The following is a 23,026-nucleotide window of genomic DNA, read 5'->3' as shown; positions in this document are numbered from 1 at the left end:
GGTGCGCGCACTGGTCACTGGGGCGGCCGGATTCATCGGCTCGACGTTAGTCGACCGGTTGCTGGCAGATGGTCATTCGGTGGTGGGATTGGACAACTTCGCGACCGGCCGGGCGACCAACCTCGAGCATCTGGCCGACAACTCCGCACACGTCTTCGTCGAAGCCGACATTGTGACCGCCGATCTACACGCCATCCTCGAGCAGCACCGGCCCGAGGTGGTATTTCACCTGGCGGCCCAGATCGATGTCCGCCGTTCGGTGGCTGACCCGCAATTCGACGCCGCGGTCAATGTCATCGGCACGGTGCGCCTAGCCGAGGCCGCGCGGCAGACCGGTGTCCGCAAGATCGTGCACACCTCCTCGGGAGGATCGATCTATGGCACCCCGCCGGAGTATCCAACCCCTGAGACAGCGCCCACCGATCCGGCCTCGCCGTATGCCGCGGGCAAAGTGGCCGGCGAAATCTACCTGAACACCTTTCGACATCTCTACGGCCTGGACTGCTCGCATATCGCACCGGCTAACGTCTACGGTCCTCGCCAGGACCCACACGGTGAAGCGGGTGTGGTAGCGATCTTCGCGCAGGCGCTGCTCTCGGGCAAACCCACCAGGGTGTTCGGCGACGGCACCAATACGCGCGACTATGTGTTTGTCGACGACGTGGTCGACGCGTTTGTCCGGGTGTCCGCGGACGTCGGCGGTGGGCTGCGCTTCAACATCGGCACCGGTAAGGAAACGTCGGACCGCCAACTGCATTCGGCGGTGGCCGCGGCTGTCGGCGGGCCCGACGACCCTGAGTTCCACCCGCCGCGGCTAGGCGATCTTAAGCGGTCCTGCCTTGACATCGGCTTAGCCGAACGGGTTTTGGGCTGGCGTCCGCAGATCGAGTTGGCCGACGGCGTGCGTCGCACGGTCGAGTACTTCCGGCACAAGCACACTGATTGATCAGAGCCTGACCGAAGTCTGCAGACGGTCCGCTACGGCGTCCAAGAACGGATGCCGGTCGGCGTCGAGATAGTCGGCCGGCGGTCGCCAGTCGATTCGGCCCATCTTTCCGGCGTATAGCCCGTAGCCGATCAGTTCCTGTAGCCGAGGTTCAAAGCAGCGCACCAACTCTCGCGGGATGGACAGCTGTTGATTGACCTGCTGGCGCACGAACCCCACGCAGAAGTTGATGGTCAATGCCGGCCGCGGGGCATCGGTGCGGTTCGCTGCGGCGGTATGCCACAGGCTGCCATTCCAGATCAACGCGTCGCCCGCATTGATCTCGACCGGCTTGCCCTCCGGGTATGGCGGCGACGGCCGCTCGGGCCAGCGATGTGAACCGGGCACCACTTGGGTGGCGCCGTTGTCGGCGGTGAAATCGCACAGCGCGATCAACGCGTTGCACAGCAGCGGTTGATGCGGCCGCGGCAGCGGATACATTTCGTCGTCGCAGTGCAAGCGCTGAGCCACCGCGCCCGGCAGCTGGTTGCTCGTCATACACCACGACAACAGGCAGTCGCGGCCAAGCACACCCTCGATGACCGGCAGCAGCTTGGGGTGTACCGGCAGCGCCTCGTAGCGGGTGCCGTGCAGCAACAAGTTGTCGATGCGCACCCAGTCGTGGTCGACCCGGTCGACCGGGACATGGCCGGGCCGCGCCAGGCCCTTGACGACGGTTGTGGAGTTGGCGATGACGGTCGGTAGCTCCCGTTCCAGCCGACGGGTATCCGCTAGGTATGCGGCAACCGAATCGGCGTCGAGGACATCCTCGACTACGGTGTAACCGAACTCGTCGATCTCGCCGACCAGGCGTTCGACCGATGAGCTCTGAGTCATCAGGCCGGCAGCAGGTCTATTTCCGGTTCGCCCTCGTCGCGGTCGTCAGATGATGTGGTGACGTCGTCAGGGTCGGACATATCGCCTCCTGCTGGTCAGAGATGCAGTAACTCTAAGAACTGTAGGCCGCCGGGTCCTTCCTGGCTACGGTCTGCGCAGATCGAATCGCGGCTTAATTCGGGCGCCTGTGCGCCCTCAAGTGGCTGGGTCTTACCGGCACTGTTCGGGCGCCTGTGCGCCCTCAAGTGCCAGAGCCCGGGCGATGCGCGCGTAGCGTAACTCGAGGTCCTTGAACCGCATGTAGGTGCTCAGTGTGGTGAAACTGAACGCCATCACCAGTGCGTAGAGCATCAGGTCGGTGCCGCGGCGCACCCCAAACCAGTTTGCGACCACTGTGGTGTCGTCCGGTCTCAGCACGGCATAGATGCCGGCGAGCACGAACAAGACATAGCCCACCTTGACCCAGGCACGCGACCGCGCGCTTCGGCGCGACCGCAACAGGTAGAACAGCAACCCGATGATCGACGCGATCAACAGCACCTGGATCCAGTTCATCGTGGCATCCTCCCTCGCAGAAACCCGTCGAAAATGATGTTGACGCCGTTGAGCAGCGGTTGGCCTTTCGACTTCGAATACTCGGTGTAGAGCACCTCGACCGGTTCTTCCGCTACCCGCCAATGGTTTTCGGCGATCAACATGATGAACTCGGTGGCGTGGCTCATGCCGCTCATGGTGATGTTCAGCCCGTCGGCCACGGTCTTGTTGAACACCCTCAGGCCATTGTTGGTGTCGGTCAAGCCAAGTCGGCGGCCTCGACGGCTCAACCGCGCTCCTGTCTGCAGCACGATCCGCTTCATCAGTGGCGGTCGGCTGGCCGAAGCTTTGCCCACGGGCCGGCCGAACCGCGTTCCGATCACCACATCGACGTCACCTGCGCCGAGCCGGTCGACCATTGCGGCCACGTCTTTGACGCGGTGCTGGCCGTCGCCGTCAAAGGTGGCAAAGACCTGGGCGCCCGGCTGCTTGCGGGCGTACTCGATTCCGGTCTGAATGGCCGCCCCCTGGCCCAGGTTGATCGGATGGCGTACGAGGTGAGCACCGGACCGCCGGGCGATGTCGCCGGTGCCGTCGGTGCTGCCGTCGTCCACGCAGACGACGTGGTCGAAGACTGACCGCACATCGGTGACGACCTTGCCGATCACGGCGGCTTCGTTGAAGGCGGGAATGACGACCCAGACGTCCGAGTAGTGCGTTTCAGTGTCCATTTTCGAGGCCATTTAAGCCCACAAGTTACACGTTGGTCCGGGGCTGATCGGCCGCTTACTCGTCCGTCCGCGCCAGCGCCACCAAATGGACGCCGATTCCCACCAGCGGACCGCATAACAACGCGACCACGGTGCGGGTCTCCAAGGACAGCGGCAGCAGCAGCAACAAGCCCGACCCAACCGTCGCACCAACCCAGCCCAGCGAATACGCCCGGTGCAGTGCGGCCGCGACCGCGGCGGCACCGGTGAGTGTCAGCATTGCGATCGCCACCGCGGCCGCCGTCAACCAGGCCAGCAATGCGCTGCTGGACTGGTATTCCGACCCGAACGCGACGCGCATAATCCATGGACCTACGACGCCGGCCGCCAGCATCCCGACTGCGCCAACGCCGCCGATGAGCGCCGCCGGCGCGATTAGCGCCCGAATCCGCTCGGTGCGTTCATCGACGAAATGCGCGATGAGGTTGCCTTGCATGGCGGTCAGTGGCACCAGCAGTGGCGCCCGGGTTAACGTCACCGCAAGGATGACAACGCCTCCCTGCGCGCCCAGTTCATTGGAGGTTAGCTTCAGCAAGACCGGAAACCCCATCACCAATATCGCGCTGGCACCGGCCGCGATGATCGAATGGGCGGCGCCCCTCAGGAATGTCGCAGTAGCGCCGGGCGTCATCAAGCGGGCGGCCGCGCGTGTCGGGGGTGAGGTCATCAACATGATCAGCCAGGCAACCGAACCCGCCACGGTTGCCCAGATGAACCCGACCAGCTGCCATCCGATCACGAACGTGGCCGCGGCGACCACCACCCGGATGACCGCGTCGGCCACCATCAGCGCGCCGTACTGGGTCCACCGGTTGGTGCCGGCCAGCATGCCCAGCAGGGTGGCGTGTAGGCAAAACCCAGCCAGCCCGATGCTGAGCAATGCGACCGATAGCCAGCGCGCCTCGGCGAATACCCGCCCGCTCCACAACGGTGAGCTACCGGCGATCACGACCAACGAGCCGAGGCCGACCATCCCGGAGACCCGCAGCGGATGGGTACGGCGGCCGTCTGCAGAGACGTCCAAGTACCCCAGCGAGCGGACCTCGCGGGTGGTTTCTTGCAGCAGGCCGTTGGCGGCCCCGGTGACCAGTCCGAATGCGCCCCAGAACACCCCGAATACCGAGAAGCCGTTGGGAGCCAGGTTGCGGGCCGCCAGATAAATCACCGCGTAGCCGCACAGCGCGGTAACCGCGGCCGCCGTGCCGACCCGGGCTACGCTGCCGCTTGCGATAGCTCCGCCAGAGGCGCCCGAGGAGCCAACAGGAGATGCCGTATCGCCGACTTCGGTCACCGCGGCGGCGCCAACGGCCAACCGACATGGATCGTCACGACTGAAAATAGTAGGCGGGCCGGTTGGCCGCGCTGCGCGGCGCGAGCCTGACCAATTGATGTCGGTTCGTCGCTATTGTGGGGTTTTTCCTCGGAAGGATCCATGTCAACGTTCCGCATCTTCGGCTTCTCGCTGCTGATGACGGTGGTGGCGTTGGTTACCGGATATTTGCACGGCGGGCCGACCGCCCTGTTCTTGCTGGCGGTTCTGGCGCTCCTTGAGGTATCGCTGTCGTTCGACAACGCCATCATCAACGCCGCGATTCTGCAGCGGATGAGCCCGTTTTGGCAGCGGATGTTCCTGACCATCGGGATTCTTATTGCGGTGTTCGGGATGCGGCTGGTGTTCCCGCTGGCCATCATCTGGACCACCGCGGGCCTGGACCCCGTCCGCGCAATGGAGCTGGCGCTTCGTCCACCGGCCCATGGCGCGCTGGAATTTGCGGACGGATCGCCCAGCTATGAAAAACTGATCACCGCTGCGCATCCGCAGATCGCGGCGTTCGGCGGCATGTTCCTGCTGATGCTTTTCCTGGACTTCGTCGTTCACGACCGCGATATCAAATGGCTGAAGTGGATTGAGGTCCCCTTTGCCCGCATCGGTCGACTCGGTCAGGTCCCGGTGATAGTGGCCAGTGTTGGGTTGGTCCTTGCCGGCGCGCTGTTGACACACTCCAGCGATCAGCGGGGTACGGTGCTGATCGCCGGCCTTTTGGGCATGGTGACCTATCTTGTCGTCAACGGGATCAGCCGGGCGTTCCGGCCGGCGGGGTTGGGTGAAGCCACGCCGGGCGTGCAGGCGAGGCAGGCGGCCGGAAAGGCTGGTTGCGCGTTGTTCCTGTATCTGGAGGTGCTCGACGCCGCCTTCTCTTTCGACGGCGTCACCGGGGCCTTTGCGATCACTACGGACCCGATCATCATCGCGCTCGGCCTTGGTGTGGTGGGTGCGATGTTTGTCCGGTCGATCACGATCTATCTGGTGCGACAGGACACACTGGACCGGTACGTGTACCTGGAACACGGCGCACACTGGGCGATTGGCGCGCTCGCCATAATCTTGCTGTTGTCCATCGACCACCGATTCGCCGTCCCCGAGTGGGTCACCGCTTCGGTGGGGGTGGTTTTTATCGGGGCGGCGTTCACCGAGAGTGTGCGGCGCAATCGCCTAACAGTCAGGTCCCCCACGAAGTTCGGATCATGACCGGCGGAGGGTGCCAAGGCGCGGGGCGGGCGCCCTAAGCCCAAATCAGTGTGTACCGGCCTTGAAGCGCTCCACTGAACGCTGCACCTCTGCCTCGGCTTCGGCGCGGTCGACCCAGTCGGCCGCCTTGACGAACTTACCTGGTTCCAGGTCCTTGTAGTGCACAAAGAAATGCTTGATCGCATCCAGCTCGAAAGCCGGAACGTCCCCGATGTCTTGGACGTGGTCCCACCGGGGGTCACCGGCTGGGACGCACAGCACTTTGTCGTCGCCGCCGTGCTCGTCGACCATCCGGAACATCCCCACCGGCCGCGCCGCCACCAGCACCCCGGGGAAGACCGGCTGCGGTAGCAGCACCAGCGCGTCCAGCGGGTCGCCATCGTCACCTAGGGTGTCCTCGATGAAGCCGTAGTCGGTCGGGTAGGCCATCGGGGTGTACAGGTACCGGTCCAGACGAACCCGCCCCGTCTCATGGTCGACCTCGTATTTGTTGCGCTGGCCCTTGGGAATTTCGATGGTCACGTCGAATTGCACGCGTCGGCTCCTTCAGATCAGAGTGCATGGGACAACGGGCAGGTCCAATGCGTCCGTGGACACCCTAGTCGAGCCGGTACCGTGGCAGCGTCGCCCGGCCGGTTCGGCAGAATGGGACCGGAAAGGCAGGAGAGCTCATGGGTCCCACACGCTGGCGGAAATCCACGCACGTGGTCGTCGGCGCGGCCGTGCTGGCGTTTGTCGCCGTTGTGGTGGCGGCCGCAGCGCTGGTCACTACTGGTGGTCACCGGGCTGGCGTGCGCGCACCTGCGCCTCCACCGCGGCCACCCACAGTCAAGGCGGGAGTGGTCCCTGTGGCGGACACCGCTGCGACACCGAGTGCCGCTGGCGTGACCGCGGCGCTTGCGGTGGTGGCGGCCGATCCTGATCTGGGCAAGTTAGCAGGTCGGATCACCGATGCCCTGACCGGACAAGAACTTTGGCAGCGGCTAGACGACGTGCCCTTGGTGCCGGCTTCGACCAACAAAATCCTGACGGCGGCGGCGGCTCTGCTGACACTGGACCGACAGGCCCGGATCAGCACGCGGGTGGTGGCCGGCGGCCAGAACCCCCAGGGACCTGTCGTGTTGGTGGGCGCGGGCGATCCGACGCTGTCGGCAGCGCCGCCCGGTCAGGACACCTGGTATCACGGCGCGGCTCGCATCGGTGACCTCGTCGAACAAATTCGCCGCAGCGGTGTGACGCCCACCGCCGTGCAGGTGGACGCTTCGGCGTTTAGCGGTCCGACGATGGCGCCGGGTTGGGATCCGGCCGATATCGACAACGGTGACATCGCGCCGATCGAAGCGGCGATGATCGACGCCGGGCGTATCCAGCCGACCACCGTCAATTCGAGACGGTCCCGCACCCCGGCGCTGGATGCCGGTCGGGAGTTGGCCAAAGCCCTTGGCCTGGACCCCGCGGCGGTGACGATCGCATCGGCTCCGGCCGGCGCGCGGCAGCTGGCCGTGGTGCAGTCGGCGCCGTTGATCCAGCGACTGTCTCAGATGATGAACGCCTCCGACAATGTGATGGCCGAGTGCATCGGCCGCGAGGTAGCGGTCGCGATCAACCGGCCGCAGAGCTTTAGTGGCGCGGTCGACGCGGTGACCAGCCGATTGAACACCGCACACATCGACACCGCCGGCGCTGCGCTGGTGGATTCTAGTGGATTGTCGCTCGACAACCGCCTGACCGCTCGGACGCTCGATGCAACGATGCAGGCCGCGGCTGGACCCGACCAGCCCGCGTTGCGGCCGCTGCTGGATCTGCTACCGATCGCCGGTGGCAGTGGCACGCTGGGCGAGCGCTTCCTCGACGCGGCCACCGACCAGGGTCCGGCCGGGTGGTTGCGGGCCAAGACCGGCTCGCTGACCGCGATCAACTCGCTAGTCGGGGTGCTCACCGACCGTAGCGGCCGAGTGCTCACCTTCGCGTTCATCTCCAACGAAGCCGGTCCCAACGGTCGCAACGCGATGGACGCTCTGGCCACTAAGTTGTGGTTCTGCGGGTGCACGACGTGACCGGAGCGTCCGAGCTGACACTGGGGAACACGGTCGATTGGGAATTTGCGGCCAGCGTCGGGGAGCGGCTGGCCCGGCCCGCTCCGCCGTCCACCGAATACACCCGTCGCCAGGTGATCGACGAGCTGACCGTCGCGGCGGAGAAGGCCGAACCGCCGGTGCGCGACGTCACCGGTCTGATCGCCGACGGTGTGGTGCCGCCGGCCCGTGTCGTCGACCGGCCGGCGTGGATTCGCTCGGCCGCCGAATCGATGCGGGCGATGACGCACGGAAGCGCCAAACCGCGGGGGTTTCTCACCGGTCGGATCACCGGTGCGCAGACCGGTGCCGTGCTGGCGTTTGTGGCCTCGGGCATCCTCGGCCAGTACGACCCGTTCGGAGCCGCCGGAGAAGGCTGCTTGCTGCTGGTATATCCCAATGTGATCGCCGTCGAGCGTCAACTGCGGGTCGAGCCGTCCGATTTCCGGTTGTGGGTGTGCCTGCACGAGGTCACCCACCGAGTCCAGTTCACCGCCAACCCCTGGCTGTCCGGCTACATGTCGCAGGCGCTAAACCTGTTGACCTTCGAACCCGTTGACGACATCGGGCGGGTGGTGAGCCGGCTGGCGGACTTCATCCGCAGCCGTGGACACGGTACCGACGATTCCGAGGTCAACCCGTCGGGCATTCTGGGCCTGGTGCGAGCCGTGCAATCCGAGCCGCAACGTAAGGCCTTAGACCAGCTGCTGGTACTTGGCACGCTGCTGGAAGGCCATGCCGAGCATGTGATGGATGCGGTCGGGCCGATGGTGGTGCCCTCGGTGGCCACCATCCGCCGCCGCTTCGACGACCGTCGTCATCACAAACAGCCGCCGCTGCAGCGGCTGGTGCGAGCTCTGCTGGGCTTCGACGCCAAGCTCAGCCAGTACACCCGAGGCAAGGCATTCGTCGACCATGTGGTCGACCGGGCGGGAATGAAGCTGTTCAACACGATCTGGTCGGGCCCCGAGACGCTGCCGTTGCCTGCCGAGATCGAAAACCCGCAGCGATGGATCGACAGAGTGCTGTAGCGCAGCTGCGTGCGGCTGCGGAGCAGTTCGCTCGGGTCCATCTCGACGCCTGCGACCGTTGGAGCGTGGGGCTCTCCGGCGGCCCGGACTCGTTGGCGCTCACCGCTGTAGCCGCACGGCTGTGGCCCACCACCGCACTGATCGTGGACCACGGTCTGCAGCCCGGCTCGGCCACGGTCGCGGAAACAGCTCGCATACAAGCGATTTCGCTGGGATGTGTGGACGCGCGGGTGCTTTGCGTTCAGGTGGGCGCGGCCGGCGGCCGGGAGGCGGCGGCGCGCAGCGCCCGCTACTCGGCATTGGAGGAGCACCGCGATGGCCCGGTGCTGTTGGCCCATACGCTCGATGATCAGGCCGAGACAGTGTTGTTGGGGCTTGGCCGTGGTTCGGGGGCCCGGTCGATCGCCGGCATGCGTCCGTACGATCCGCCCTGGTGCCGGCCGCTGCTGGGGGTGCGCCGCAGCGTGACACATGCGGCCTGCCGGGAGCTGGGCCTGACCGCCTGGCAGGATCCGCACAACACCGACCGCCGCTTCACCCGAACCCGATTGCGCACCGAAGTGCTGCCACTGCTGGAGGACGTGCTGGGCGGAGGTGTGGCCGAAGCGCTGGCTCGCACCGCGACAGCGTTGCGCGAGGACACTGACCTCATCGACACGATCGCTGCGCAGGCGCTGCCCGGAGCCGCTGTTGCTGGCTCACGGGGACAGGAGTTGAGTACCAGCGCCTTGACCGCGCTGCCGGATGCGGTGCGGCGCCGGGTGATTCGGGGCTGGCTGCTGGCCGGCGGCGCGACCGGACTGACCGACAGGCAGATCCGCGGAGTGGACCGGCTGGTCACCGCGTGGCGCGGTCAGGGCGGGGTAGCGGTTGGGTCCACGTTGCGCGGTCAGCGACTGGTCGCCGGGCGGCGCGACGGCGTACTTGTGTTGCGGCGCGAGCCCGTTTGACGCCCGCGTTGGTCGTTGGTCCCGCGGCGTGGCACGCTGTGCACGTGACCCAGAGCTCCTCGGCGATCACCCCCGGGCAGACGGCGGAGCTTTATCCGGGGGACATCAAGTCGGTGCTGCTCACGGCCGAGCAGATTCAGGCCCGCATCGCCGAGCTCGGCGAGCAGATCGGCAACGACTACCGCGAGCTGTCCGCTACCACCGGCCAGGATCTGCTGCTGATCACCGTGCTGAAGGGCGCGGTGCTCTTCGTCACCGACCTGGCGCGAGCGATTCCCGTGCCGACCCAGTTCGAGTTCATGGCGGTGAGTTCGTATGGGTCATCGACATCCTCGTCGGGCGTGGTGCGGATCCTCAAGGACCTCGACCGCGACATCCACGGCCGCGACGTGCTGATCGTCGAGGACGTCGTCGACTCCGGCCTTACGCTTTCGTGGTTGTCGCGGAACCTGACGAGCCGGAATCCGCGGTCATTGCGGGTGTGCACGCTGCTGCGCAAGCCCGATGCGGTGCACGCCAACGTCGAAATCGCGTACGTGGGTTTCGACATTCCCAACGACTTCGTCGTGGGCTACGGCCTGGACTACGACGAACGCTACCGTGACCTGTCATACATCGGGACGCTGGACCCCAGGGTCTATCAGTAGGCGGCTAGGTCAGTTCCCAGACCACCGTGACCGAGAAGCCCACCGTCTGCTGGCCGGGTTCCAGCGGCACCGCGGATAGGCCGCGCGGCGGCGCCGGCGCCTCGTGCGTGGGCGCGGCGCCAGATGCCTCGGAGATCGAGATCACCTTGCCTAGCCGCAGCCCCGACAGTTGTGCGTACTGGTCCGCACGGTTCTTGGCGTCTTGGAAGGCGCGCGCCCGGGCATCCTTCACCAGCTGCGAGTCGTCGCCAATCGAGTAGCTGACCGAGCTGATCCGGGTGGCGTCACCGCCGGTGCTGACGACGAGGGCCAGCAGCCGCGACGCGGCGTCGGTCGGGTGGATCTTCACCTCGATGTCGTTGTCTGCCCGATACCCGGTGATGGTGGCGGTTCCGGCCGGCTCCGGATTGCTGTACTGCGGTGCCACGGTGACCCTGGTGGTGCGGATGTCCTTGCGGTCCAGGCCGGCACCCACCAGTGCATCGATCACCGCTTGCTGGCGATCATTGGTCTGGTTCATCGCGCTGGTGACGTCGGCCGCGGTGACCTGAATGCCGACGTCAGCGATCAACGTGTCCGGCACACCCTGCACTTGCCCGGATCCGAACACGGTCACCTGCCGCGGATCGGCACCGAGCGATCCCGAGTTGTGGGAATCGCACCCCGACAATGCGGCGGCAAGGCCGGCGGCCACCAGGGCGATCGAATGACGGACCAATCGGATCATGCCTGGGACCCTAGCGCCTGCGCCGTTGAATCGGTCGACGGTTGCTTCAGCGTGGCGTGGTGTGCGCAAGTTGCGCATTGTAGGGCCCGTCGATGCCAGTACCCCGAAATTCATACCAAACTCAAATTACTTGTTACCAATGAATTTCAGGGGAATTTCAAAAGCTACGGAAATGCCCTTGAAGTAAATGAATTGTTATTGACTTAGCCGTGAACAACCTGTGTGAAGTCTGTGATGTTCCTATAAGGATGGCTAGCCTGTCGTGTGGTCTTCAGCGGGGAACGCCGAAAGCTATTGATGCAACGTGCATTAGAGGGAGGAAAATACCATGTCGATCATGCACGCCGAGCCAGAGATGCTGGCTGCGACCGCGGGGGAACTGCAGTCGATCAACGCCGTTGCGCGGGCCGGAAATGCAGCGGTGGCGGGCCCGACGACGGGTGTGGTTCCGGCCGCCGCTGATTTGGTGTCCCTGCTAACCGCCTCCCAGTTTGCCGCGCATGCACAGCTGTACCAGGCGATTAGTGCCGAGGCGATGGCGGTCCAGGAGCAGTTGGCGACCACGCTGGGCATCAGCGCCGGTTCATATGCGGCCACCGAGGCTGCCAACGCCGCCACGATCGCTTAGGAGAGGCCGATGCTGGACTTTGCTCAGTTACCGCCGGAGGTCAACTCCGCGCTGATGTACGCCGGACCCGGTTCGGGACCGATGCTGGCTGCCGCGGCGGCCTGGGAGGCGCTGGCCGCCGAGTTGCAAACCACGGCGTCCACCTACGACGCTCTGATCACTGGCCTGGCCGACGGGCCATGGCAGGGGTCCTCCGCGGCGTCCATGGTGGCTGCCGCCACGCCCCAGGTGGCGTGGTTGAGGAGCACCGCCGGGCAGGCCGAGCAAGCCGGCAGCCAAGCGGTGGCAGCGGCGAGTGCTTATGAGGCGGCGTTTTTCGCGACCGTGCCGCCCCCGGAGATCGCGGCCAACAGGGCGTTGTTGATGGCGTTGCTGGCGACGAACTTCCTTGGCCAGAACACGGCGGCGATCGCGGCCACCGAGGCGCAATACGCCGAGATGTGGGCCCAGGATGCGGCCGCGATGTACGGCTATGCTGGCGCGTCGGCGGCGGCGACGCAGTTGTCGCCATTCAATCCGGCGGCGCAGACCATCAACCCGGCCGGGCTGGCCAGCCAGGCCGCATCTGTCGGACAAGCTGTCAGCGGGGCCGCAAATGCGCAAGCACTCACCGACATTCCTAAAGCGTTGTTTGGGCTTAGCGGAATCTTCACCAATGAACCGCCTTGGCTCACCGACCTTGGCAAGGCGCTCGGTTTGACCGGGCACACCTGGTCCTCGGACGGTAGCGGGCTCATCGTGGGCGGAGTGCTTGGCGACTTTGTGCAGGGTGTGACCGGGTCGGCCGAACTTGATGCCAGCGTGGCCATGGACACGTTCGGCAAATGGGTCTCGCCCGCTCGGCTCATGGTCACCCAATTCAAGGACTACTTTGGCCTGGCGCACGACCTGCCGAAGTGGGCGAGTGAAGGCGCCAAAGCCGCCGGTGAGGCCGCCAAGGCGTTGCCGGCCGCCGTTCCGGCCATTCCGAGTGCTGGCCTGAGCGGCGTTGCGGGCGCCGTCGGTCAGGCGGCGTCGGTCGGGGGATTGAAGGTTCCGGCCGTTTGGACCGCCACGACCCCGGCGGCGAGCCCCGCGGTGCTGGCGGCGTCCAACGGCCTCGGAGCCGCGGCCGCCGCTGAAGGTTCGACACACGCGTTTGGCGGGATGCCGCTCATGGGTAGCGGTGCCGGACGTGCGTTTAACAACTTCGCTGCCCCTCGATACGGATTCAAGCCGACCGTGATCGCCCAACCGCCGGCTGGCGGATGACCAACTACGTTCGTTGATCGAGGATCGAATTCGACGATTCAAAGGGAGGAATTCATATGACCTCGCGTTTTATGACGGATCCGCACGCGATGCGGGACATGGCGGGCCGTTTTGAGGTGCACGCCCAGACGGTGGAGGACGAGGCTCGCCGGATGTGGGCGTCCGCGCAAAACATTTCCGGCGCGGGCTGGAGTGGCATGGCCGAGGCGACCTCGCTAGACACCATGACCCAGATGAATCAGGCGTTTCGCAACATCGTGAACATGCTGCACGGGGTGCGTGACGGGCTGGTTCGCGACGCCAACAACTACGAACAGCAAGAGCAGGCCTCCCAGCAGATCCTCAGCAGCTGACCCGGCCCGACGACTCAGGAGGACACATGACCATCAACTATCAATTCGGGGACGTCGACGCTCACGGCGCCATGATCCGCGCTCAGGCCGGGTCGCTGGAGGCCGAGCATCAGGCCATCATTTCTGATGTGTTGACCGCGAGTGACTTTTGGGGCGGCGCCGGTTCGGCGGCCTGCCAGGGGTTCATTACCCAGCTGGGCCGTAACTTCCAGGTGATCTACGAGCAGGCCAACGCCCACGGGCAGAAGGTGCAGGCTGCCGGCAACAACATGGCACAAACCGACAGCGCCGTCGGCTCCAGCTGGGCCTAACCCGGGTCCTAAGTTGGGTCCGCGCAGGGCGGGCCGATCAGCGTCGACTTTGGCGCCCGATACACGGGCATGTCGTCGTTGGGAACACTGCGCCCGCGTCAGCTGCCCGCTTCCCCTTGTTCGGCGACGTGCTCGGTGATGGCTTTGACGACCGCTTCGCCGGCGCGGCCAATCAATTGGTCGCGCTTGCCTCTAGCCCATTCGTGCGACGCCCGCGGCGCCGCGAGTTGTCCCTTGAAATAAGGAATCACAGCACGGGCGAACAGCTCATAGGAGTGAAAGGTTGCCGGTGGCGGGGCCCAGTCGTGGCCGAGCAGTAGCAACGTTCCGAAGCCACCCGACCGGTGCAGCAAGTCTTCAATGTGGGCGATCGCGTCATCGGGCGTGCCGATGCAGCAATTTCCCTTGGCCGCGTATTGCTCGACGAATTCCCGAGACGACTGGGTGCCTTCCACGGTGTTCGCCAACGGGACAAACCCTGCCGCGCCGAAGTACCTCGAGAAGTCGGGTAACCCGTAAGTGCAGTCGTCGATCGCCTGGTCGCGGCTGTCCGACAAGTGCATGATGCTCAACACCCGCCAATCGGCGCGATCCGGCTCGCCCCGCCCAGCTTTGGCGGCCTGCTCCCGCACCACGCCCCACGCTGTTTCCAGCGCAGCGTAGCCGCCGGGCACTGACATCGACAGTGATAACAGCGACGTGCCCAGCGCACCGGCCAGTCGCGGACCCGATGGCGAAATCATGGCTGCGGTAGCGATTTCGGGGTACGGCCAGGTGTAGGGGCGGATGTGCAATTGCGCTTCACGCAGGGTGAACCAGTCGGAGTGGCGGTCGATTCGCTCGTCAGGTGCGGCACGGAACAGCGCGAGAATCGCCTCGAGGGACTCCTGCATCATTCGTCGCTGCTCGACCGGATCGATGCCCATCATGTAGGCGTCCGACGGCAGCGCGCCGGGGCCGGTGCCGAACATGACCCGCCCACGGGTCAGGTGATCCAGCAGCACCCAACGGTCGGCCACCATTAGCGGATGATGGTAGGGCAGCGAAACCACTCCGGTACCTAGCCGGATGTGGGTGGTCCGTTCCGCTGCGGCCGCGATAAACACCTCCGGGCAAGCGATCAGCTCGTAGCCACCGGAGTGGTGTTCGCCAAACCACGCCTCGTCGTAGCCGAGCCGGTCCAGCGCAACGACGCGCTCCATGTCGTATTGCAACGCCACGGTCGGGGATTGACCGGTCGGATGGAATGGCGTGATGAAAACGCCAAAACGCAACGGTGCCTTCATCGCAACTCCAACCCCGTCAGGAACTCCAGCAGGGCCGCGGTCACCTCACCGGGACGTTCCTGCTGCAGCCAGTGACCGGCCCCGTCGATCAGCACCTCGCGATACGGGCCGGAGATCACCTCCGCAGCGCGGTCGGTGCGGGTGAACGTCAAGACGGGATCGGCTGTGCCCGCAATGAACAACGAGGGCACGGAGATCGTCTTGCCGGCGAGGTCGGCCGTGGTCTCCCAGTTGCGGTCGAAGTTGCGGTACCAGTTCAGGCCGCCGGTGAAACCGGTGCGGGTGAACTCGCCGATGTAGTGGTCGAGTTCCTCCTGACTAATCCAGGCCGGCAACCCGGCCGGCTCCGGAAGCCGATCGATAAAGCCGTCGGGGCCGGGCGCCAGCATACGCATTGCCGCGCTCTGATCGCCCGGAGGGCGCAGACCGCCGATCATTCGGCGCATCGTGCGGGCCGGGTCGCCATTGAGTTCGGCGTCGGCGATGCCGGGCTCCTGGAAATAAAGGATGTAGAAGAAGTTCTCCCCAAACCTGCTGCGGAACGCTTGCGTCGGCGGCACCTGTGCCCGGGGCAGCGCGGGGACGCTCAACGCGGCAACGGCGGCGACTCGGTCAGCGTGCAGCAGTGGCGCGTTCCACACCACCACGGCACCCCAGTCATGACCAACCCAGACCGCCCGCTCGGCACCGACATCATCTAGTAGGCCCACTAGGTCAGCGGTCAACCGGTGAATGTCGTAGGCCTCGATCGCCTCTGGGCGAGACGATCCGCCGTAACCGCGCTGATCGGGAGCCAACACGTGGTAGCCGGCGTCGGCAAGCGCAGGAATCTGGTGTCTCCATGAATAGGCCAGTTCGGGAAAGCCGTGGGCCAGTATCACCACGGGTGCGCCGGGCTCACCGGCCTCGACCACTCGCAGTCGCACGCCGTTGGTATCAACTAACCGTTCGGTAGGTGCGCCCATCGTCTCACCAAATCACACCGGGCACCGGCCTGAGAAGGGCTTGGGGAGCAGCCAGAGGCGATTGTCGCGGGTGCTGCCGCGCATCATTGATCGGCCGGCCGGACCAGTCGGGCCTCCCTTGACGTCCGGATCGCACTTCCTGTGCAGCTGGCATGGCTACAGCTCACAGTGACTGCCCCACGATTGCCGGCCAGGTCCAGTTCAAATTCCGGTGAATTCGCGGACAAAAGCAGCAGGTCAACCAACCGCAGTCAGTCGAGGGTCCCAAACGTGAGCCAATCGGTGAAATGGCTTGCTGCAGTGACACCGGTCACAGGCTTAGCCGACAGCACCGGAATAGCTCAGGCGGGCTATAGAGTCCTATAGAAACATTTGCTGATAGAATTAACCGCTGTCTTGGCGTGATCTTGATACGGCTCGCCGTGCGACCGGTTGGCTCAGTAGCTGACCACCATGTAACCCATCCTCGGCAGGTGTCTACTAAGGCGAGACACCGCATTGGTGGGGCTGCATCGCAAATCGGTCCGAGCATGTAGCACTGCCGTTATCCCGGGATAGCAAACCACCCGGAACCAGGGCTATCCCAGTCGCTCTCCGACGGAGGCCGTTTCGCTTTCCGTTGCCCGATAACTCCCGAGTGGATATCGGCGTTATCAGATTCAGGCTTTTCTTCGCAAGGTACCGGTGTTCGCTATATTCGGATATCTCGGACGGATAATTACTAAAACTTCAGTGGTTTAGATAAGGCCGCCGCAATACTTCGCCGATCTTGCCGAGCGCAACGGATTTCCATCGTCGGTTTTCGTCGCCTTATCAAACATGATCGGAGATAATGACAGATCGGCCTAGCTAGGTGTTTAGCGGACGCGATTTAGGACAACCGAGATTTGCTTTGCCTCGCAACCATGAGAGCGCCCCGCTTCGACGCCGAATCGGGTGAGTGATGGTGGGTTAGCACAGCCCTGATTGCGCCACCGGCGAGGTGATTGTGCCCGCCACGAGGCCGCCGCCGGCTAGCCCCATGAGCACACTATATAGACTCTCCTGCAACAGATCTCATACCGATCGAAGGCGAAGCGCAGGCATCGACGTCGGAGACACTGCCTTGGGATCGCGCCGCCTACACGGCGGTTGGCGCATTGTCGCAGCGCAGTTGCAGGAGGGCAAATGTGCGCAGACGATGTAGTCGACAACAAGTGAACATGCCGTCTTCACGAACTCAAAACTGACGATCTGCTTAGCATGAAAAAAACTGTTGACATCGGCCAAGCATGACAGCCAGACTGTAGGCCCTACGCGTGCAATGCAGAACCAAGGCTATGCATGGAATCGACGACCGTTGAGATAGGCGGCAGGCATGAGCAGAGCGTTCATCATCGATCCAACGATCAGTGCCATTGACGGCTTGTACGACCTTCTGGGGATTGGAATACCCAACCAAGGGGGTATCCTTTACTCCTCACTAGAGTACTTCGAAAAAGCCCTGGAGGAGCTGGCAGCAGCGTTTCCGGGTGATGGCTGGTTAGGTTCGGCCGCGGACAAATACGCCGGCAAAAACCGCAACCACGTGAATTTTTTCCAGGAACTGGCAGACCTCGATCGTCAGCTCATCAGCCTGATCCACGACCAGGCCAACGCGGTCCAGACGACCCGCGACATCCTGGAGGGCGCCAAGAAAGGTCTCGAGTTCGTGCGCCCGGTGGCTGTGGACCTGACCTACATCCCGGTCGTCGGGCACGCCCTATCGGCCGCCTTCCAGGCGCCGTTTTGCGCGGGCGCGATGGCCGTAGTGGGCGGCGCGCTTGCCTACTTGGTCGTGAAAACGCTGATCAACGCGACTCAACTCCTCAAATTGCTTGCCAAATTGGCGGAGTTGGTCGCGGCCGCCATTGCGGACATCATTTCGGATGTGGCGGACATCATCAAGGGCACCCTCGGAGAAGTGTGGGAGTTCATCACAAACGCGCTCAACGGCCTGAAAGAGCTTTGGGACAAGCTCACGGGGTGGGTGACCGGACTGTTCTCTCGAGGGTGGTCGAACCTGGAGTCCTTCTTTGCGGGCGTCCCCGGCTTGACCGGCGCGACCAGCGGCTTGTCGCAAGTGACTGGCTTGTTCGGTGCGGCCGGTCTGTCCGCATCGTCGGGCTTGGCTCACGCGGATAGCCTGGCGAGCTCAGCCAGCTTGCCCGCCCTGGCCGGCATTGGGGGCGGGTCCGGTTTTGGGGGCTTGCCGAGCCTGGCTCAGGTCCATGCCGCCTCAACTCGGCAGGCGCTACGGCCCCGAGCTGATGGCCCGGTCGGCGCCGCTGCCGAGCAGGTCGGCGGGCAGTCGCAGCTGGTCTCCGCGCAGGGTTCCCAAGGTATGGGCGGACCCGTAGGCATGGGCGGCATGCACCCCTCTTCGGGGGCGTCGAAAGGGACGACGACGAAGAAGTACTCGGAAGGCGCGGCGGCGGGCACTGAAGACGCCGAGCGCGCGCCAGTCGAAGCTGACGCGGGCGGTGGGCAAAAGGTGCTGGTACGAAACGTCGTCTAACGGCATGGCGAGCCAAATCCATTGCTAGCCAGCGCCTAACAACGCGCAATGCTAAACGGAAGGGACACGATCAATGACGGAAAACTTGACCGTCCAGCCCGAGCGTCTCGGTGTACTGGCGTCGCACCATGACAACGCGGCGGTCGATGCCTCCTCGGGCGTCGAAGCTGCCGCTGGCCTAGGCGAATCTGTGGCGATCACTCACGGTCCGTACTGCTCACAGTTCAACGACACGTTAAATGTGTACTTGACTGCCCACAATGCCCTGGGCTCGTCCTTGCATACGGCCGGTGTCGATCTCGCCAAAAGTCTTCGAATTGCGGCGAAGATATATAGCGAGGCCGACGAAGCGTGGCGCAAGGCTATCGACGGGTTGTTTACCTGACCACGTTTGCTGCCCGCAGTGCAGGCCACAGCGTCTTCCCAACGACCTGTTCGGACTGACCACGCCAGCTGCCCAGGCCGACCCTTCCCGGGTGGCAATGAATTCCGAAGGGACGGTGGACTTGCCCGGAAATGACTTTGACAGCAACGATTTCGACGCCGTGGATCTCTGGGGTGCCGACGGCGCGGAGGGCTGGACTGCGGATCCGATTATTGGCGTCGGGTCGGCGGCGACCCCGGACACCGGACCCGACCTGGACAATGCCCACGGTCAGGCGGAGACGGACACCGAACAAGAGATCGCGCTTTTTACCGTGACGAATCCCCCACGCACGGTGTCGGTATCGACGCTGATGGACGGCCGGATTGACCATGTCGAGCTGTCGGCCAGGGTGGCCTGGATGAGTGAGTCGCAGCTCGCTTCTGAGATCCTGGTGATTGCCGACCTGGCGCGGCAGAAGGCGCAGTCGGCCCAGTACGCCTTCATCCTTGACAGGATGAGTCAACAGGTCGATGCAGATGAACACCGCGTCGCACTGCTACGTAAGACCGTGGGCGAAACCTGGGGGTTACCATCGCCGGAAGAAGCCGCGGCAGCAGAAGCTGAGGTGTTCGCGACGCGCTACAGCGACGATTGTCCAGCACCAGACGACGAGAGCGATCCATGGTGAGTTGAACCGCCCCGGCCGCTGCGGTGACTCTGGTGCTCCGCGTGTTTCCCGACTGGGCTCACAATTCGCGGCTCAGCATTAATAGAGCACGGGTGGAAAATGTGCACAATGCCAAAGCTTTGGCGCGCCTTCATGGCGGGCCGGCCGCTCGGGAGCACCTTCACGCCCAGACAGCCAACCGGGGCTGCGCCGAACCACGTTCGCGCGCTGGATGACTCAATTGACCCGAGTTCTGCTCCCGCTGCCCGTGCTGCTCTTTAGTCACGTCCGCAACACTGGACTCCACCGGGGGCGATGGTCGCTGTGCTCACCTATGCGCGACAACTCGGTTTCTGCCGGTCAACGCCGCCTACAATCCCGCACAGCCGCAACCAACTTGTGAACAAAACCGCAGGTCAGGCAGCTGTCGCTGAGAGCTGGGCAGATCGGGTGTCGCCCGGTGCAGTGACACATGCGACCGGAGCGATGTGCCCGACCCTCGGTGCGCACCAATTCGAGCCAAATCAGGTCCGGTGCACCGCGTGTTTGACCCGAACGCTCAGCTGTCGGATTTTCCGACGCCGTCGGGAACTACCGGTCGTTGGTCTAGCCAGTGGCGACCCGCTGCACCCGGCTCTGGGGTGATTGCCTGGCTCCTCCTCGGCCCGTTTTGCGGGCCGCATTGTCGCCAGGCGCGGGGTTTGCGATCGCCACGGGGCTGATGGTGGCGACCCGCTGCACCCGGCTCTGGGGTGATTGCCTGGCTCCTCCTCGGCCCGTTTTGCGGGCCGCATTGTCGCCAGGCGCGGGGTTTGCGATCGCCACGGGGCTGATGGTGGCGACCCGCTGCACCCGGCTCTGGGGTGATTGCCTGGCTCCTCCTCGGCCCGTTTTGCGGGCCGCATTGTCGCCAGGCGCGGGGTTTGCGATCGCCACGGGGCTGATGGTGGCGACCCGCTGCACCCGGCTCTGGGGTGATTGCCTGGCTCCTCCTCGGCCCGTTTTGCGGGCCGCATTGTCGCCAGGCGCGGGGTTTGCGATCGCCACGGGGCTGATGGTGGCGACCCGCTGCACCCGGCTCTGGGGTGATTGCCTGGCTCCTCCTCGGCCCGTTTTGCGGGCCGCATTGTCGCCAGGCGCGGGGTTTGCGATCGCCACGGGGCTGATGGTGGCGACCCGCTGCACCCGGCTCCGCCGGGTTTGCGATCGCCACGAGCGGTAACCTGGACTTTCCAGCTGCGTGTATCGGGAAGGACCTGGCCGGCACGGCCGATGATCGATGAACCGGAAAAACGTGACTCGCACCATAACAGCGATCGCCGTCGTGGTGCTGCTCGGCTGGTCGTTCTTTTACTTCAGCGACGACACCCGCGGCTACAAGCCCGTTGATACCTCGGTGGCGATAACACAGATCAACGGCGACAACGTCAAGAGCGCACAGATCGACGATCGCGAGCAACAGCTGCGGCTGATCCTGAAGAAGGGTAACAACGAGACCGACGGGTCCGAGAAGGTCATCACCAAGTACCCCACCGGGTACGCCGTCGACCTGTTCAACGCGCTCAGCGCCAAAAACGCGAAGGTCAGCACGGTCGTCAACCAGGGCAGCATCCTGGGCGAGCTGCTGGTCTACGTGCTGCCGCTGCTGTTGCTGGTGGGGCTGTTCGTGATGTTCTCCCGCATGCAAGGCGGCGCCCGGATGGGCTTCGGGTTCGGCAAGTCACGCGCCAAGCAACTGAGCAAGGACATGCCCAAGACCACCTTCGCCGACGTCGCAGGTGTCGACGAGGCGGTCGAGGAGCTCTACGAGATCAAGGACTTCCTGCAGAACCCCAGCAGGTACCAAGCGCTGGGCGCCAAGATCCCCAAAGGCGTGCTGCTCTACGGGCCGCCGGGAACCGGTAAGACGTTGCTGGCTCGTGCGGTGGCCGGCGAAGCCGGAGTGCCGTTCTTCACCATCTCCGGCTCCGACTTCGTCGAAATGTTCGTCGGCGTCGGCGCATCCCGTGTCAGAGACCTGTTCGAGCAGGCCAAGCAGAACAGCCCGTGCATCATCTTCGTCGACGAGATCGACGCCGTCGGCCGACAAAGAGGCGCCGGGCTGGGCGGCGGTCACGACGAGCGTGAGCAGACCCTCAACCAGTTGCTAGTCGAAATGGACGGTTTTGGCGATCGCGCCGGCGTCATCCTGATCGCGGCCACCAACCGGCCCGACATCCTGGACCCGGCGCTGTTGCGGCCGGGCCGCTTCGACCGCCAGATCCCGGTATCCAACCCCGATCTGGCGGGTCGGCGGGCGGTGCTGCGCGTGCACTCCAAGGGCAAGCCGATGGCCGCGGACGCCGACCTCGACGGACTGGCCAAGCGGACCGTCGGCATGACCGGAGCCGACCTGGCCAACGTCATCAACGAGGCGGCGCTGCTGACCGCCCGGGAGAACGGCACCGTCATCACCGGTCCCGCCCTCGAGGAAGCGGTGGACCGGGTGATCGGCGGCCCGCGCCGCAAAGGCCGGATCATCAGCGAGCAGGAGAAGAAGATCACCGCCTATCACGAGGGCGGGCACACCCTGGCCGCTTGGGCGATGCCCGATATCGAGCCGATTTATAAGGTGACGATCCTGGCGCGCGGGCGTACCGGCGGGCACGCGGTGGCGGTGCCGGAAGAAGACAAGGGCCTGCGGACCCGCTCGGAAATGATCGCGCAACTGGTGTTCGCGATGGGTGGGCGCGCCGCCGAAGAACTGGTGTTTCGTGAGCCGACCACCGGCGCGGTGTCCGACATCGAGCAGGCCACCAAGATAGCGCGCTCAATGGTCACCGAATTTGGAATGAGCTCCAAGCTGGGCGCGGTCAAATACGGCTCCGAACACGGCGACCCGTTCCTCGGACGTACCATGGGCACCCAGCCGGACTACTCCCACGAGGTCGCCCGCGAGATCGACGAAGAGGTCCGCAAGCTTATCGAGGCGGCGCATACCGAAGCGTGGGAAATCCTGACCGAATACCGCGACGTGCTGGACACTTTGGCCGGCGAGCTGCTGGAAAAGGAGACCCTGCACCGACCCGAGCTGGAAAGCATCTTCGCTGACGTCGAAAAGCGGCCGCGGCTCACCATGTTCGACGACTTCGGTGGCCGGATCCCGTCGGACAAACCGCCCATCAAGACACCCGGCGAGCTCGCGATCGAACGCGGCGAACCTTGGCCCCAGCCGGTCCCCGAGCCGGCGTTCAAGGCGGCGATTGCGCAGGCTACCCAAGCCGCTGAGGCCGCCCGGTCCGACGCCGGCCAAACCGGGCACGGCGCCAACGGTTCGCCCGCCGGCACCCACCGGTCCGGTGACCGCCAGTACGGCTCCACCCAGCCTGACTACGGTGCCCCGGCGGGCTGGCATGCGCCGGGATGGCCCCCAAGGTCATCTCATCGGCCCAGCTATAGCGGTGAACCGGCACCGACGTATCCGGGTCAGCCCTACCCGACCGGTCAAGCCGATCCGGGTTCCGATGAGTCCTCGGCGGAGCAGGATGACGAGGTCAGTCGGACCAAGCCGGCCCACGGCTGACGAACGGAGCATTC

24 protein-coding genes and 8 other annotated features are annotated in these 23,026 nt (G+C 64.8%); of the genes, 16 read left to right on the top strand and 8 right to left on the bottom strand.

The window, feature by feature from the left end; translation table 11 throughout:
• The first annotated feature begins 1 nt into the window (after window position 1).
• Window positions 2-946 (top strand): UDP-glucose 4-epimerase, encoded by a 945-nt coding sequence (gene galE1, locus Rv3634c; protein ID NP_215015.2) that lies wholly within the window; start codon window positions 2-4, stop codon window positions 944-946.
• Here the strand turns inward: galE1 and Rv3633 are convergent, their stop codons facing one another.
• From Rv3633 to Rv3630, 4 genes are all read right to left on the bottom strand, one after another.
• On the bottom strand, window positions 947-1,822 hold the full coding sequence (locus Rv3633) for a hypothetical protein (protein ID NP_218150.1): 876 nt from the start codon (window positions 1,820-1,822) through the stop codon (window positions 947-949). It lies immediately after the preceding gene.
• 210 nt (window positions 1,823-2,032) lie between these two features.
• On the bottom strand, window positions 2,033-2,377 hold the full coding sequence (locus Rv3632) for a membrane protein (protein ID NP_218149.1): 345 nt from the start codon (window positions 2,375-2,377) through the stop codon (window positions 2,033-2,035).
• Window positions 2,374-3,099, bottom strand: coding sequence for a transferase (locus tag Rv3631; RefSeq protein ID NP_218148.1), 726 nt, complete (start codon window positions 3,097-3,099; stop codon window positions 2,374-2,376). The genes Rv3632 and Rv3631 overlap by 4 nt, the downstream gene beginning before the upstream one ends.
• Before the next feature lie 43 nt (window positions 3,100-3,142).
• Window positions 3,143-4,438 carry an integral membrane protein gene (locus Rv3630; protein ID NP_218147.1) on the bottom strand — a complete coding sequence of 432 codons (1,296 nt, stop codon included), beginning with the start codon at window positions 4,436-4,438 and terminating at the stop codon, window positions 3,143-3,145.
• Between the two features lie 120 nt (window positions 4,439-4,558).
• On the opposite strand from Rv3630, the gene Rv3629c reads away from it, so the two are divergent.
• A complete protein-coding gene (locus tag Rv3629c) occupies window positions 4,559-5,656 on the top strand; it encodes an integral membrane protein (protein NP_218146.1) in 1,098 nt (365 codons plus the stop codon).
• Window positions 5,657-5,701: 45 nt separating this feature from the next.
• Here the strand turns inward: Rv3629c and ppa are convergent, their stop codons facing one another.
• Window positions 5,702-6,190: an inorganic pyrophosphatase gene (gene ppa, locus Rv3628; RefSeq protein ID NP_218145.1), complete on the bottom strand. Its 489-nt coding sequence runs from the start codon at window positions 6,188-6,190 to the stop codon at window positions 5,702-5,704.
• 137 nt (window positions 6,191-6,327) lie between these two features.
• On the opposite strand from ppa, the gene Rv3627c reads away from it, so the two are divergent.
• The 4 genes from Rv3627c to hpt are packed head-to-tail and all read left to right on the top strand — an operon-like array spanning window position 6,328 to window position 10,359.
• A complete protein-coding gene (locus Rv3627c; protein ID NP_218144.1) occupies window positions 6,328-7,713 on the top strand; it encodes a hypothetical protein in 1,386 nt (461 codons plus the stop codon).
• Window positions 7,710-8,762 carry a hypothetical protein gene (locus Rv3626c; protein ID NP_218143.1) on the top strand — a complete coding sequence of 351 codons (1,053 nt, stop codon included), beginning with the start codon at window positions 7,710-7,712 and terminating at the stop codon, window positions 8,760-8,762. The genes Rv3627c and Rv3626c overlap by 4 nt, the downstream gene beginning before the upstream one ends.
• Window positions 8,741-9,712: a tRNA(Ile)-lysidine synthase gene (gene mesJ, locus Rv3625c; RefSeq protein ID NP_218142.1), complete on the top strand. Its 972-nt coding sequence runs from the start codon at window positions 8,741-8,743 to the stop codon at window positions 9,710-9,712. Before Rv3626c ends, mesJ begins: the two co-directional genes overlap by 22 nt.
• Complete coding sequence (gene hpt, locus Rv3624c; RefSeq protein NP_218141.1) at window positions 9,709-10,359, top strand: hypoxanthine-guanine phosphoribosyltransferase; 651 nt, start codon at window positions 9,709-9,711, stop codon at window positions 10,357-10,359. The genes mesJ and hpt overlap by 4 nt, the downstream gene beginning before the upstream one ends.
• Window positions 10,360-10,363: 4 nt before the next feature.
• Here the strand turns inward: hpt and lpqG are convergent, their stop codons facing one another.
• The gene (gene lpqG, locus Rv3623) at window positions 10,364-11,086 is read right to left on the bottom strand and encodes a lipoprotein LpqG (RefSeq protein NP_218140.1); all 723 of its coding nucleotides are present in this window, start codon (window positions 11,084-11,086) and stop codon (window positions 10,364-10,366) included.
• A gap of 328 nt (window positions 11,087-11,414) precedes the next feature.
• Between lpqG and PE32 the strand changes: the two genes are divergently transcribed.
• From PE32 to esxV, 4 genes are read left to right on the top strand one after another with little or no spacing between them, the layout of a single operon-like run.
• Window positions 11,415-11,714 carry a PE family protein PE32 gene (gene PE32 / locus Rv3622c; protein YP_177999.1) on the top strand — a complete coding sequence of 100 codons (300 nt, stop codon included), beginning with the start codon at window positions 11,415-11,417 and terminating at the stop codon, window positions 11,712-11,714.
• Between the two features lie 9 nt (window positions 11,715-11,723).
• A complete protein-coding gene (PPE65, locus tag Rv3621c; protein YP_177998.1) occupies window positions 11,724-12,965 on the top strand; it encodes a PPE family protein PPE65 in 1,242 nt (413 codons plus the stop codon).
• Window positions 12,966-13,021: 56 nt separating this feature from the next.
• The gene (esxW, locus tag Rv3620c; RefSeq protein ID NP_218137.1) at window positions 13,022-13,318 is read left to right on the top strand and encodes an ESAT-6 like protein EsxW; all 297 of its coding nucleotides are present in this window, start codon (window positions 13,022-13,024) and stop codon (window positions 13,316-13,318) included.
• A 26-nt stretch (window positions 13,319-13,344) separates the two neighbouring features.
• The gene (esxV, locus tag Rv3619c; protein ID NP_218136.1) at window positions 13,345-13,629 is read left to right on the top strand and encodes an ESAT-6 like protein EsxV; all 285 of its coding nucleotides are present in this window, start codon (window positions 13,345-13,347) and stop codon (window positions 13,627-13,629) included.
• A gap of 98 nt (window positions 13,630-13,727) precedes the next feature.
• Here esxV and Rv3618 read toward each other — a convergent pair whose 3' ends face one another.
• Together Rv3618 and ephA are read right to left on the bottom strand one after the other, a co-directional pair.
• A complete protein-coding gene (locus Rv3618) occupies window positions 13,728-14,915 on the bottom strand; it encodes a monooxygenase (protein ID NP_218135.1) in 1,188 nt (395 codons plus the stop codon).
• Window positions 14,912-15,880 carry an epoxide hydrolase EphA gene (gene ephA / locus Rv3617; RefSeq protein NP_218134.1) on the bottom strand — a complete coding sequence of 323 codons (969 nt, stop codon included), beginning with the start codon at window positions 15,878-15,880 and terminating at the stop codon, window positions 14,912-14,914. The genes Rv3618 and ephA overlap by 4 nt, the downstream gene beginning before the upstream one ends.
• A gap of 1,357 nt (window positions 15,881-17,237) precedes the next feature.
• Here ephA and espA point away from each other — a divergent pair.
• The 6 genes from espA (at window position 17,238) to ftsH (ending at window position 23,012) form a co-directional block, all read left to right on the top strand.
• Window positions 17,238-18,416: an ESX-1 secretion-associated protein EspA gene (espA, locus tag Rv3616c; RefSeq protein NP_218133.1), complete on the top strand. Its 1,179-nt coding sequence runs from the start codon at window positions 17,238-17,240 to the stop codon at window positions 18,414-18,416.
• 73 nt (window positions 18,417-18,489) lie between these two features.
• Window positions 18,490-18,801 carry an ESX-1 secretion-associated protein EspC gene (gene espC, locus Rv3615c; RefSeq protein ID NP_218132.1) on the top strand — a complete coding sequence of 104 codons (312 nt, stop codon included), beginning with the start codon at window positions 18,490-18,492 and terminating at the stop codon, window positions 18,799-18,801.
• A gap of 115 nt (window positions 18,802-18,916) precedes the next feature.
• Window positions 18,917-19,471 carry an ESX-1 secretion-associated protein EspD gene (gene espD / locus Rv3614c; RefSeq protein NP_218131.1) on the top strand — a complete coding sequence of 185 codons (555 nt, stop codon included), beginning with the start codon at window positions 18,917-18,919 and terminating at the stop codon, window positions 19,469-19,471.
• 99 nt (window positions 19,472-19,570) lie between these two features.
• Window positions 19,571-19,732, top strand: coding sequence for a hypothetical protein (locus Rv3613c; RefSeq protein ID NP_218130.1), 162 nt, complete (start codon window positions 19,571-19,573; stop codon window positions 19,730-19,732).
• A gap of 33 nt (window positions 19,733-19,765) precedes the next feature.
• On the top strand, window positions 19,766-20,095 hold the full coding sequence (locus tag Rv3612c; RefSeq protein ID NP_218129.1) for a hypothetical protein: 330 nt from the start codon (window positions 19,766-19,768) through the stop codon (window positions 20,093-20,095).
• Window positions 20,064-20,174: a repeat region (111 bp direct repeat unit 1,GTGGCGACCCGCTGCACCCGGCTCTGGGGTGATTGCCTGGCTCCTCCTCGGCCCGTTTTGCGGGCCGCATTGTCGCCAGGCGCGGGGTTTGCGATCGCCACGGGGCTGATG), on the top strand. It overlaps the preceding gene by 32 nt.
• Window positions 20,175-20,285: a repeat region (111 bp direct repeat unit 2,GTGGCGACCCGCTGCACCCGGCTCTGGGGTGATTGCCTGGCTCCTCCTCGGCCCGTTTTGCGGGCCGCATTGTCGCCAGGCGCGGGGTTTGCGATCGCCACGGGGCTGATG), on the top strand.
• Window positions 20,286-20,396 (top strand) — a repeat region (111 bp direct repeat unit 3,GTGGCGACCCGCTGCACCCGGCTCTGGGGTGATTGCCTGGCTCCTCCTCGGCCCGTTTTGCGGGCCGCATTGTCGCCAGGCGCGGGGTTTGCGATCGCCACGGGGCTGATG). It begins immediately after the preceding feature.
• Window positions 20,397-20,507: a repeat region (111 bp direct repeat unit 4,GTGGCGACCCGCTGCACCCGGCTCTGGGGTGATTGCCTGGCTCCTCCTCGGCCCGTTTTGCGGGCCGCATTGTCGCCAGGCGCGGGGTTTGCGATCGCCACGGGGCTGATG), on the top strand.
• Window positions 20,508-20,618: a repeat region (111 bp direct repeat unit 5,GTGGCGACCCGCTGCACCCGGCTCTGGGGTGATTGCCTGGCTCCTCCTCGGCCCGTTTTGCGGGCCGCATTGTCGCCAGGCGCGGGGTTTGCGATCGCCACGGGGCTGATG), on the top strand.
• Window positions 20,592-20,609 (top strand) — a repeat region (18 bp direct repeat 1, GGGTTTGCGATCGCCACG). It overlaps the preceding feature by 18 nt.
• Window positions 20,619-20,642 (top strand) — a repeat region ((24 bp) part of 111 bp direct repeat unit 6,GTGGCGACCCGCTGCACCCGGCTC).
• Between the two features lie 4 nt (window positions 20,643-20,646).
• Window positions 20,647-20,664, top strand: a repeat region (18 bp direct repeat 2, GGGTTTGCGATCGCCACG).
• A 65-nt stretch (window positions 20,665-20,729) separates the two neighbouring features.
• Window positions 20,730-23,012, top strand: coding sequence for a zinc metalloprotease FtsH (ftsH, locus tag Rv3610c; protein NP_218127.1), 2,283 nt, complete (start codon window positions 20,730-20,732; stop codon window positions 23,010-23,012).
• Window positions 23,013-23,026: the final 14 nt, after the last annotated feature.

The sequence above is a fragment of the Mycobacterium tuberculosis H37Rv genome (genome assembly GCF_000195955.2).
In the GTDB taxonomy this organism is placed as follows: Bacteria; Actinomycetota; Actinomycetes; order Mycobacteriales; family Mycobacteriaceae; genus Mycobacterium; species Mycobacterium tuberculosis.
The sequence above is the reverse complement of the archived record's forward strand: the minus strand, read 5'-3'. Positions and strand labels throughout refer to the sequence as shown.

Excerpts from the sequence above, each read along its gene's own strand:
- Rv3633 (NP_218150.1), bottom strand. The coding sequence starts at position 1,822 with ATGACTCAGAGCTCATCGGTCGAACGCCTGGTCGGCGAGATCGACGAG.
- Rv3632 (NP_218149.1), bottom strand. The coding sequence starts at position 2,377 with ATGAACTGGATCCAGGTGCTGTTGATCGCGTCGATCATCGGGTTGCTG.
- Rv3631 (NP_218148.1), bottom strand. The coding sequence starts at position 3,099 with ATGGCCTCGAAAATGGACACTGAAACGCACTACTCGGACGTCTGGGTC.
- Rv3629c (NP_218146.1), top strand. The coding sequence starts at position 4,559 with ATGTCAACGTTCCGCATCTTCGGCTTCTCGCTGCTGATGACGGTGGTG.
- Rv3627c (NP_218144.1), top strand. The coding sequence starts at position 6,328 with ATGGGTCCCACACGCTGGCGGAAATCCACGCACGTGGTCGTCGGCGCG.
- mesJ (NP_218142.1), top strand. The coding sequence starts at position 8,741 with ATGGATCGACAGAGTGCTGTAGCGCAGCTGCGTGCGGCTGCGGAGCAG.
- lpqG (NP_218140.1), bottom strand. The coding sequence starts at position 11,086 with ATGATCCGATTGGTCCGTCATTCGATCGCCCTGGTGGCCGCCGGCCTT.
- PE32 (YP_177999.1), top strand. The coding sequence starts at position 11,415 with ATGTCGATCATGCACGCCGAGCCAGAGATGCTGGCTGCGACCGCGGGG.
- PPE65 (YP_177998.1), top strand. The coding sequence starts at position 11,724 with ATGCTGGACTTTGCTCAGTTACCGCCGGAGGTCAACTCCGCGCTGATG.
- esxW (NP_218137.1), top strand. The coding sequence starts at position 13,022 with ATGACCTCGCGTTTTATGACGGATCCGCACGCGATGCGGGACATGGCG.
- esxV (NP_218136.1), top strand. The coding sequence starts at position 13,345 with ATGACCATCAACTATCAATTCGGGGACGTCGACGCTCACGGCGCCATG.
- Rv3618 (NP_218135.1), bottom strand. The coding sequence starts at position 14,915 with ATGAAGGCACCGTTGCGTTTTGGCGTTTTCATCACGCCATTCCATCCG.
- ephA (NP_218134.1), bottom strand. The coding sequence starts at position 15,880 with ATGGGCGCACCTACCGAACGGTTAGTTGATACCAACGGCGTGCGACTG.
- espA (NP_218133.1), top strand. The coding sequence starts at position 17,238 with ATGAGCAGAGCGTTCATCATCGATCCAACGATCAGTGCCATTGACGGC.
- espC (NP_218132.1), top strand. The coding sequence starts at position 18,490 with ATGACGGAAAACTTGACCGTCCAGCCCGAGCGTCTCGGTGTACTGGCG.
- Rv3613c (NP_218130.1), top strand. The coding sequence starts at position 19,571 with ATGTGCACAATGCCAAAGCTTTGGCGCGCCTTCATGGCGGGCCGGCCG.
- Rv3612c (NP_218129.1), top strand. The coding sequence starts at position 19,766 with ATGGTCGCTGTGCTCACCTATGCGCGACAACTCGGTTTCTGCCGGTCA.
- ftsH (NP_218127.1), top strand. The coding sequence starts at position 20,730 with ATGAACCGGAAAAACGTGACTCGCACCATAACAGCGATCGCCGTCGTG.